Genomic DNA, 6344 nt, shown 5'->3' with positions numbered 1-6344 from the left:
CGGCCGCCGCACGCCGCACCCGCACGTCCCGGTCCGCCGCGTACAGATCGAACACCGTCACCCCCGGCCCGAACGTCCAATAGTCCAGCGTGTCCGGGCCCAGCCGCAGCCACGGACTGTTCGCCTTCAGCCCGGCCATCGCCATCTCCCAGCGCTGCGCATCGGGTAGGTCGTACCACTGGCTGCCGGCGTTGCCGCGGTAGTAGTCCGCGCGCTCCGCGTCGGTGGGGTAGTCGCGTTCCCACTCGGTGCGGCCCTCGTCGCTGTCCGCCCAGTCCGGTGCCCAGCCCTCCGGCATCGGCGCGGGTGTCCAGCCTGCGACGGCCCAGTTCGGGAAGTCGTCGGCGACCGAGTAGGAGAGCACCACGGGCTCGTCGTCGCGTTCGCGCAGGAACGCGGTCACCTCGCTCCAGCCCATGTCGGACCACTGGCGCGCCGGGTGGTCTTTCGGCAGGACCTCGCTGGGGCCGTCCACGTACCACATGCCGTCGCGCAGGATCCCCGTCTTCAAGCCCTGGTCGATCAGGTCGGCGGCCCAGGCGCGGTCTTTGCCGTCGAACCAGGCGTGTGACTCGGCCCAGCCGGCGATTTTCACCGCGAGTTTGATCACGTCGTTGCCGAGGCGCAGCGCGGTGTTCAGGCGGATGTCCGCGGTCCCGACCCGCACCCCGGCGATCTCCAGGTCGAGTGCGTGGCTCGATTCGAGGGCGAGTTTCACAGAGCGGCGCAGCGCCTGGATCTGGTCGTAGCTGGTGGGCGGGAACGCGCCGTGTTGCCGGACGGCCCACAGGCGGGTGTTTTCGGCGTGTTCGGCCTGGGCTTTGGCGAGTTGCTCGAGCAGGTGGGTGTTGCCGGTCAGGGTGCCGTTGGCGGGGACGACGAGCGCGAGCAGGTCGGCGATGTCCGGTAGGTCGCTGATGCGCCAGAACGGTTCGGCGACGGCGTGGGCGATGGAGCGCAGGTGGTGGAATTCGGCTCCGCGTAGTTCGGCGCACCCGGCCGGGGAGTTGAAGTACAGGCGGCTCACTGGCTGCTCCTGGTGTTGCTGGTCGTGGTGTGGCAGGACCGCCGGGCGGTCACGTTGTCCTCGTCTCGTCGTCGCGACGGGGGTAGACGGTGGCCCAGTCGGTCTGCCAGCGCCGCTGTAGGACCGCGCCGGGCCCGTGCGCGCCGAGGTGGTCGCGGGCGTCTTGTTCGGCGCCGTACTGGACGTGGTGCTGGTCGCCGTACAGGTCGGTGTAGCCCACGGCCCAGTTCTCGTACAGGCCCTCGGCTGCGGCCTTCGCGGCGGCGCGTTCGGCTTCGATGCCTGCGGCAGCGTCGGCGATCATGTGCAGGGCGATCAGGACTGCTGCGCCTTCCGTGTCGGTGACGTGTCCGCTGAGCTGGTCGATGCAGTAGCGGATCTGGTCGGCGAGGGGTCGGCGGCGGATGGTGATGGGCTGGGTGTCGGGGGTTTCGGTCATGGGTTTAGTCCTTGGGGTGGCAGGTGAAGTCGCAGCGGTCGCTGCCGGATTCGACGCACGCCCCGTTGCAGCCGTGGCGGCAGTCCGTGGGGTCCACAAGCGGGTCGCGGGGTTCGGTGCCGAGGAGGTTGGCCAGGTAGCGGCGTAGGCTGGCGCGTTCGCGTTTACGGGTGGCGCGTGGCGGTATGGGTCCGCCGCCGCCGCAGTCGGGTCCGAACGCGCGTCCCGTGCGGCAGGCGGGGCATTGGCCGCAGTACCGGCCGGGCATCCGGTCACGAGGCGCAGGCGGCGGTACGGCGGTCATTGGTCAGTCCTCCTCGCTGCCGAGTCCGCGCCAGGCTTTTCTGTCCGTCGCGGTCGCGAGAGCCGCCTTCAGCGCCCCGGGCTGCACGACGCGCCCCGTTTCCGCCAGTTCGGCGACTGCGGCGAAACGTCTCTTCTGTCGATCGATCACGCTGCGGTGCACGCGGTTCATCGACGATGCCGCGTTGAACGAGCGCAGCAGCTCCGCCACGTCTTCGCGGGACGGCGTCTCGCCTGCGCCGTCGGCGTACGCCTTCAGCCGGGCGTAGGGGCTGTCTTCGTGCGTGTACGGCCAATTCTCGCGTTCGAGGTTCGCGTTGTGCAGGTCGGCGATGTGTTCGGCGAGGGCTTGGCTGGTGAAGGCGGCGATCTCGGGGCGCTGCGCTTCGGCGGGTGTGCGGTTCACGTCCATCACGCACCAGCCGCCGATCAGGTCGTCGGGTTTCGCGTACCAGGTGGAGGCGAGCGGGTCGCTGGTGTCGGTCATCGGGTTCTCCTGTCGGGGTGCGGCTACGGTGTCCGGTATGGGTGCTCGGCTCGGCCGCTGGCTGTTGGCTAACTACTGGCTGCTGGTCTATTCGATGTGCGCGGGTGCTTTCGCGACGTGCGGGGGTCTGCTGGTCGCCGCGTCTGTCGTGTTGCCGTTCTCGCCGACGGTTGTCTGGTACGGGGCCACGGCTGCGTTGTCGGCGGGCGCCGGGTTGCTGGCCGGTCCGGTGCTGTTTGTGTTGAAGGGGCGCGGGGCGGGCGGGTAGCAGCTGGTGGCTGCCCCGAGGGTCCCGCACTGGCGCGGGCAGTCACGGTTTCATCACTGTCCTGACTCGACGGTCGCCGGGGCGTTAGCGTGCCGGTGCGGCAGGGTGCCGCCGTGAGGGGTGGGGATCATGCGTGGTCGGCTGTGTGTGTTTGTCGTCGCTGGTTTGGCCGTGAGCGCGGCCGGCTGCTCGTCCGGGGGCGGCGCCCCAACTGCCAGCGGCAGGCCCTCGGCGTCCGCTAGTAGCCCCACGCCGAGCACGGCGCCCTCCATCGCGCCGCCCAGCCCCACGCCGAGCCAGGCCCCCGCCCAAGGTGCGCCGCTGGGCACCGAGTACACGTTCGACGACACCGCCCACGGCGTCACCGTCAAGGTCACCGCCACCAGTTACAAGGTCGTGACGTTGACGGGCGAGAACCAGGAGTTGCTGCCGGCGGGGGCGAAGATCGGGCTGGTCGGGGCGCGGGTGTGCGTGGTGCGCGACGCTTCCGGCGCCGGGGTGGGGCTGACGTGGAACCCGTGGAGCCTGGTGACCGCCCAGGGTGAGGCGTATACGCCGGTGTCGGCGTACGGGCAGGGCGACTGGCCCGGTCCGCTGTATCCGAATGATGCGTCGCTGACGTATCACGTGGGTACGTGCCGCGCAGGGTTGATCCCGGTGCATATCACGGGCGGGGACGTCCCGGTGCAGGTGGAGTACAACACGCAGGGCGGGGTGTACGACTGGCGGCTGAGGTGAGTCGGCAGCGAGGATGACGGGTGGGAGAAGCGCTGACACGGTCACCGCGCGCCAGCCTCGGTTGCTTCGGCGCAAGGCACGCACGGCGTCTGATCGAAACCGGTCGCCCGGCAGTTCGAGCAGCCCTTCCCGGGCACATCCGGCGCGGGCGAGCACACCACGCACACGTGCGACTTGCCGCAGGGCGCCTCGACTGCCCGCGGGTCTTTCGCGTACGGCCAGGTGCCGGCGGCTCTCTCGGCGGCGCGCTTCTCGTGCAGCCGCTCCAGGTATTCGACGACGCGCCCGACGCGGCGATGTTCGGCGCGGGCGTCTTTCAGCATGGCGGCCAGGGCGTCCGGGGAGGCGTGGATCTCCACGCTCTCCCGGTAGCGCGGCTGCACGTCCCAGTGCGCAGGCATCGGTTAGTCCTCGCACTGGTAGACGCGGCCGGTGATCGTCGCGCGGGGAACGTTGGTCGTCACCAGCAGCTCCGGCTCGTTGCCCGCCCCCGGCTCGTCGCCGCCAAAACAGGCGTCGACCACGAGCACGTCCGACGGAACCGACCTGTCGTCGTGCGCGTACGCGAACAGTTCCAGGAACCGGCGGCGGTACTCGTCGCCGTCGTCGCTGGTGTCCCAGCCTTCTTTCGAGCCGTCCGGGAGGAACGCGAAGGTCACGTAGTCGTTGACGAGGGACTTGACGGGGCCGATGACGAGGTGCTGCCAGTCTTCGGGCAGGGTGGCGCGGAAGGCGTCGATGTCCGGTGCGGGGATCTCGCTTTCGCCGCGCAGGATGTGTCCGCTGGTGGTCACGAGGATGGCGTTGTGGCGGGTGTAGCCCATGGCTGGGGTTCCTTTCGTGGTCGTTGTGCTGGTTGCGCGCCGTGTGGCTCAGTCGCTCGGGTTTACGGGCGGGACGAACATGGTTGCTTCGCCGCCGTCGTAGCGGCCGCCGTGGTGTTGGACGACTTCCTCGATCTCGTCGTGCCAGCCACCGGGCGCGTTCAGGTCGACGGTCCGGGCGGCGCGCAGTAGCCACGGGTCCGGTCCGGATGCGGCGGGGTCGATGGCGGTGAGGCAGTCGAACCGGGCGGCGAGTTCTCGGGCGCATGCTTCGGCTGCCGGGCGGTCTGTGAAGTACGCCCAGTGCGTGTACGGGATCTGATCGACGGTCATGCCGCGCCCTTCCTGGCCGCACGCTGGTACACGGGGTTCGGGTCACGTTTGCTGTTCGCGAGCGGCGGACGGAACTGGCCCACGGCAGCAATCGACGCGTCCAGGTCGAGCGGTTCGCGGCGGGGCGCACATTCGATGGCGAAGGTGATCTCAGGGTCCACCAAGTCACCGTCGTCGCCGAGCTCGGGGTAGAACGCGTCCCTGACGCTCTCGACGATGGCCGCCCGCTCGGTGGGCAGCTTCTCGCCGAGCACTTCGAGGCAGGCGCGGGACACCATCGAGAGGATCTTGTTCGCGGTGTAGCTCGGGATGACGAACGGCCCGTCGCCGCGTGGCTGGTGTGCGATGTTGTGCAGCGGCCATTCGTCGCGGATGGCGCGCTTCTCGGTCCGTAGCGCCTGCTCTAGTGAGGTGCGCCATTCGATCGAGTGCTCGGCTACCTGCGGCCACCACGGTTTGGTGTCTCGGTGCTCGACGTACCGTTCAAGCGGCGCGTTGGACTGCCCCACGTACAGCAGGACGCCTTTGTCGTCGTAGAGGCGGTAGACCGCTGTGTGCTCGGGGAGAGCTGGCCGAGGCGTGGTGCGTTGTTGGGCGGCTGGCCGTGGTGGCGCGGACTTGCGCCCGGTGCGGCGGCGTGGCCTAGCGGGTACGTCGGCCGCCATGAGGATCAGGTCGTCGGACGGGTTCGGGCTGGACTGCGGGCGGACTGAGGGCAGCGGCTCGAACAGGCCCCCCACCGCAGGCATCGGCGTGTCGGTGTGGCCCTGGTCGAGCGGTTCGCCCGGCTCGGTCATCGTGTGCTCCTCCGTGGTTCGATCCGATTGCGGCATGGTCTCGCCGGGGTCGCGATCTCATTGCGACGGTGACGCGCGGCCCCAGGCTGAATACGTTCTCTGTCACGTAGTCGGCTAGGAGGGGGCAGGACATGGACAGGGATGCAGAGCGCGCGCAGTGGGAGGAGCGCCGCCGCCGCTGGGGCGTGTGGCTCAGTCGGGAGCTCGACGAGCAGGGCAAGAGGCCCGCTGACCTCGCGCGGGCGCTTGGTGGCCAGGTCGATACCTCGGTTGTCTCGCGCTGGCGTAGGGGCGACATGGTTCCGCCGATCGAGAGGCTTTTCCCGATCGCGAGGTTCCTGGGCAAGGACCCGCGCGAAGTGCTGCGCGCGGCGGGTTACGACGCGTTCGCGGACGAGATCGAGCGCATGGTCGCCGGGACGATCGACGGGGTGCGCGCGTCGTTCGCCGGGCGCGGCGAGCAGGAACCGGAACCGACTGCGGCCGACGTGCTCAAAGCCGTTCATGACGTCGGCGCTCAGATAGGCGACCTGATCCCGCAGTTGATCGAGGGCATGGTGCAGAACACGGCGGACATCGAGGCGGTCGCCGACGTGGTGCACCAGCACGATCGCGCGATCGGTGAGACGCGCGACGAGGTGGACGAGGTGCGCGCGGACGTGGACGCGCTGGCCGGGGAGGCGGGCAGCACGGGCCGTGCGCTGCGCGGGCATATCGACGACCCGCGCGCGCACGAGGAGGAACCCGACGAGGAGCACTAGCACCGGCTTGCCGCCGAGTCCCGGCCGGCCTGGTGGGCGCGCTGCACCCAGCCAAGGATGACCGCGACGACGTGCGGTTCCCAGTCGGCCATCCAGGCGGCGATCCGCTGATCGAACACCCCGAGCTCCACCCCGAAACGGGTCAGGCGGGTGGTGAGGTAGTCGGTGGCGGCCTGGCGCATGGCGTCGTATTCGGCGTCGGTAAGCGGGCCGTCGTGCTCTCCGGTGGCGGCGTTTACGGCGTCGCGTAGCGGTTGTCCGTCGATGCTGGCTTGCTGGCGGGACTCGTAGGGTCCGCCGGGCAGTAGGGCGCGGACGGCGCGGGTCTCGGTGGCGCACCGGGTGCCGTCGGGGTGGGTGGCGGTCA

Annotated in this window: 12 protein-coding genes; 3 read left to right on the top strand and 9 right to left on the bottom strand. The window is 69.9% G+C overall.

Annotated features, from left to right (window positions below; genetic code table 11):
• The 3 genes from VFB40_RS22085 to VFB40_RS22075 form a co-directional block, all read right to left on the bottom strand.
• Positions 1-1027 (bottom strand): hypothetical protein (locus VFB40_RS22085; protein ID WP_324853671.1); only part of this gene is annotated, 1027 nt, incomplete at its 3' end.
• A gap of 49 nt (positions 1028-1076) precedes the next feature.
• Positions 1077-1466 (bottom strand): hypothetical protein, encoded by a 390-nt coding sequence (locus VFB40_RS22080; protein ID WP_324853669.1) that lies wholly within the window; start codon positions 1464-1466, stop codon positions 1077-1079.
• 307 nt (positions 1467-1773) lie between these two features.
• Entirely contained in the window at positions 1774-2256 is a 483-nt protein-coding gene (locus tag VFB40_RS22075) for a hypothetical protein (RefSeq protein WP_324853667.1), read from the bottom strand.
• Positions 2257-2293: 37 nt separating this feature from the next.
• Between VFB40_RS22075 and VFB40_RS22070 the strand changes: the two genes are divergently transcribed.
• Positions 2294-2524, top strand: coding sequence for a hypothetical protein (locus tag VFB40_RS22070; RefSeq protein ID WP_324853665.1), 231 nt, complete (start codon positions 2294-2296; stop codon positions 2522-2524).
• A 53-nt stretch (positions 2525-2577) separates the two neighbouring features.
• Here VFB40_RS22070 and VFB40_RS22065 read toward each other — a convergent pair whose 3' ends face one another.
• On the bottom strand, positions 2578-2907 hold the full coding sequence (locus tag VFB40_RS22065; RefSeq protein ID WP_324853663.1) for a hypothetical protein: 330 nt from the start codon (positions 2905-2907) through the stop codon (positions 2578-2580).
• 19 nt (positions 2908-2926) lie between these two features.
• On the opposite strand from VFB40_RS22065, the gene VFB40_RS22060 reads away from it, so the two are divergent.
• Complete coding sequence (locus VFB40_RS22060; protein WP_324853661.1) at positions 2927-3262, top strand: hypothetical protein; 336 nt, start codon at positions 2927-2929, stop codon at positions 3260-3262.
• A gap of 41 nt (positions 3263-3303) precedes the next feature.
• On the opposite strand, the gene VFB40_RS22055 is transcribed toward VFB40_RS22060, so the two are convergent.
• From VFB40_RS22055 to VFB40_RS22040, 4 genes are read right to left on the bottom strand one after another with little or no spacing between them, the layout of a single operon-like run.
• A complete protein-coding gene (locus VFB40_RS22055; protein WP_324853659.1) occupies positions 3304-3663 on the bottom strand; it encodes a hypothetical protein in 360 nt (119 codons plus the stop codon).
• A gap of 3 nt (positions 3664-3666) precedes the next feature.
• Positions 3667-4086 (bottom strand): hypothetical protein, encoded by a 420-nt coding sequence (locus VFB40_RS22050; RefSeq protein ID WP_324853657.1) that lies wholly within the window; start codon positions 4084-4086, stop codon positions 3667-3669.
• A 48-nt stretch (positions 4087-4134) separates the two neighbouring features.
• Positions 4135-4419 (bottom strand): ribonuclease E inhibitor RraB, encoded by a 285-nt coding sequence (locus VFB40_RS22045; RefSeq protein WP_324853655.1) that lies wholly within the window; start codon positions 4417-4419, stop codon positions 4135-4137.
• Positions 4416-5216 (bottom strand): GIY-YIG nuclease family protein, encoded by an 801-nt coding sequence (locus tag VFB40_RS22040; protein WP_324853653.1) that lies wholly within the window; start codon positions 5214-5216, stop codon positions 4416-4418. The genes VFB40_RS22045 and VFB40_RS22040 overlap by 4 nt, the downstream gene beginning before the upstream one ends.
• Before the next feature lie 131 nt (positions 5217-5347).
• On the opposite strand from VFB40_RS22040, the gene VFB40_RS22035 reads away from it, so the two are divergent.
• On the top strand, positions 5348-5977 hold the full coding sequence (locus tag VFB40_RS22035; RefSeq protein ID WP_324853651.1) for a helix-turn-helix domain-containing protein: 630 nt from the start codon (positions 5348-5350) through the stop codon (positions 5975-5977).
• Here the strand turns inward: VFB40_RS22035 and VFB40_RS22030 are convergent.
• Positions 5974-6344: hypothetical protein (locus VFB40_RS22030; RefSeq protein ID WP_324853649.1), on the bottom strand; the 371-nt coding region annotated here is incomplete at its 5' end. The two genes, VFB40_RS22035 and VFB40_RS22030, sit on opposite strands and share 4 nt — an antisense overlap.

Source organism: Actinocrinis sp. (genome assembly GCF_035650855.1).
Classification (GTDB): Bacteria; Actinomycetota; Actinomycetes; order Streptomycetales; family Catenulisporaceae; genus Actinocrinis.
The sequence above is the reverse complement of the archived record's forward strand: the minus strand, read 5'-3'. Positions and strand labels throughout refer to the sequence as shown.

Bases quoted from the DNA above. Each gene is read 5' to 3' on its own strand.
- VFB40_RS22075 (WP_324853667.1), bottom strand. From the start codon at position 2,256: ATGACCGACACCAGCGACCCGCTCGCCTCCACCTGGTACGCGAAACCC.
- VFB40_RS22035 (WP_324853651.1), top strand. From the start codon at position 5,348: ATGGACAGGGATGCAGAGCGCGCGCAGTGGGAGGAGCGCCGCCGCCGC.
- VFB40_RS22080 (WP_324853669.1), bottom strand. From the start codon at position 1,466: ATGACCGAAACCCCCGACACCCAGCCCATCACCATCCGCCGCCGACCC.
- VFB40_RS22070 (WP_324853665.1), top strand. From the start codon at position 2,294: ATGGGTGCTCGGCTCGGCCGCTGGCTGTTGGCTAACTACTGGCTGCTG.
- VFB40_RS22055 (WP_324853659.1), bottom strand. From the start codon at position 3,663: ATGCCTGCGCACTGGGACGTGCAGCCGCGCTACCGGGAGAGCGTGGAG.
- VFB40_RS22050 (WP_324853657.1), bottom strand. From the start codon at position 4,086: ATGGGCTACACCCGCCACAACGCCATCCTCGTGACCACCAGCGGACAC.
- VFB40_RS22045 (WP_324853655.1), bottom strand. From the start codon at position 4,419: ATGACCGTCGATCAGATCCCGTACACGCACTGGGCGTACTTCACAGAC.
- VFB40_RS22040 (WP_324853653.1), bottom strand. From the start codon at position 5,216: ATGACCGAGCCGGGCGAACCGCTCGACCAGGGCCACACCGACACGCCG.